Source organism: Bartonella sp. AA1HLJMS (genome assembly GCF_042197445.1).
Lineage (GTDB): Bacteria > Pseudomonadota > Alphaproteobacteria > Rhizobiales > Rhizobiaceae > Bartonella.
On sequence record NZ_JBHIRW010000215.1, the window covers coordinates 1 to 1080 of the forward strand.

The following is a 1080-nucleotide window of genomic DNA, read 5'->3' on the forward strand; positions in this document are numbered from 1 at the left end:
TTACGCTTTTTTAAGAACAGGTCTTTTAATATTCTCATGTTTTTAGTCCATAATTTTACCAATTGGTCTATTTACCTAAAATTTGACCGTACAGAGCGTTTTATATTGCGGATATGGTTTTCATCGTAAAATCTTTAAATCGCTTTGTATGGTACATTTTTGTCGATTTAAACGCATGTCTAATCGTAAAATGATCAGCACTTTTCACTATTTTGCTAACCTGCCATGTTTTTCACTGTTCCCCCAATCCCGTTTAAAATCCCTTCAAGCTTTTGCTTTTCAACCAACGTGAGTGGTCTTGAATGTTCTCTTGCTGCCTTGTCTTTCAGCCTTTTTTCACGAGTGTTCAAAACAGCCTTGCGTACAAGATTAGCTTTCGTCAAAAGACTGTTTTCCAAATCACGACATAATCTTACTAACTCACGAGTGCTTGGAAAAAACGTATCCGATAAACCTTCTACCTCATCGCATAAAATCCGTTTAACCGTTTTCATCAGTGACCACGCAGAAACACTTTCCAAAACCATTCCATAGGTCAGTGCCATACCTTCATGATCTGCCTGTTGCGAAATTTTCAAACCACACGAAAGCATCCGAATTGCCTTGGCTATGTCCTCTTTGCTTGCTTTCACTGAAAATAACTCGTGAAGTTGATCACAAGCATCTAAGGCAATCGCTTCCTGCTGTTGTGTCAATGCACTGCCACTCTTCAAAACCAAAGGAAACTCCGGAGCTATCCTCTCGTGAATGTGTTTCAAAGTGACCTCGAGACCCGATATCAAGGATGCTGTCTGCGATACGTTCACCAACGCTTTTTTGCTTTTGAGTGTAATTTCCATTGTTTCCACCATTGTTGTTCGTGTTTTTTGTTTTTTCTAAACCCTCGATAGCCCTGCGTACCCAATTTCTCCATGTTGCTTGCCAATCGATTTTGGTTGCATTTGCTCCGGCTTTTGAATGCCAGTAATCTCGAAACTTTGCGATTTCGACTTTCACGCGCTCCGGAGGCAAGCCCTCTGCAATGGCAAAATCGTAATCCGGTTCAAAATCCGTAGGCAATCGACAACCGCGATTAGCTTG

At 41.0% G+C, this 1080-nt stretch carries 1 protein-coding gene and 1 pseudogene; both read right to left on the reverse strand.

The window, feature by feature from the left end; all coding sequences use genetic code 11:
• Positions 1-215 precede the first annotated feature (215 nt).
• Positions 216-719: a hypothetical protein gene (locus ACFIQE_RS10705; protein WP_375707738.1), complete on the reverse strand. Its 504-nt coding sequence runs from the start codon at positions 717-719 to the stop codon at positions 216-218.
• Positions 655-1080: pseudogene (locus ACFIQE_RS10710) on the reverse strand (hypothetical protein); the annotation flags it as partial. The gene ACFIQE_RS10705 and the pseudogene ACFIQE_RS10710, both read right to left, overlap by 65 nt.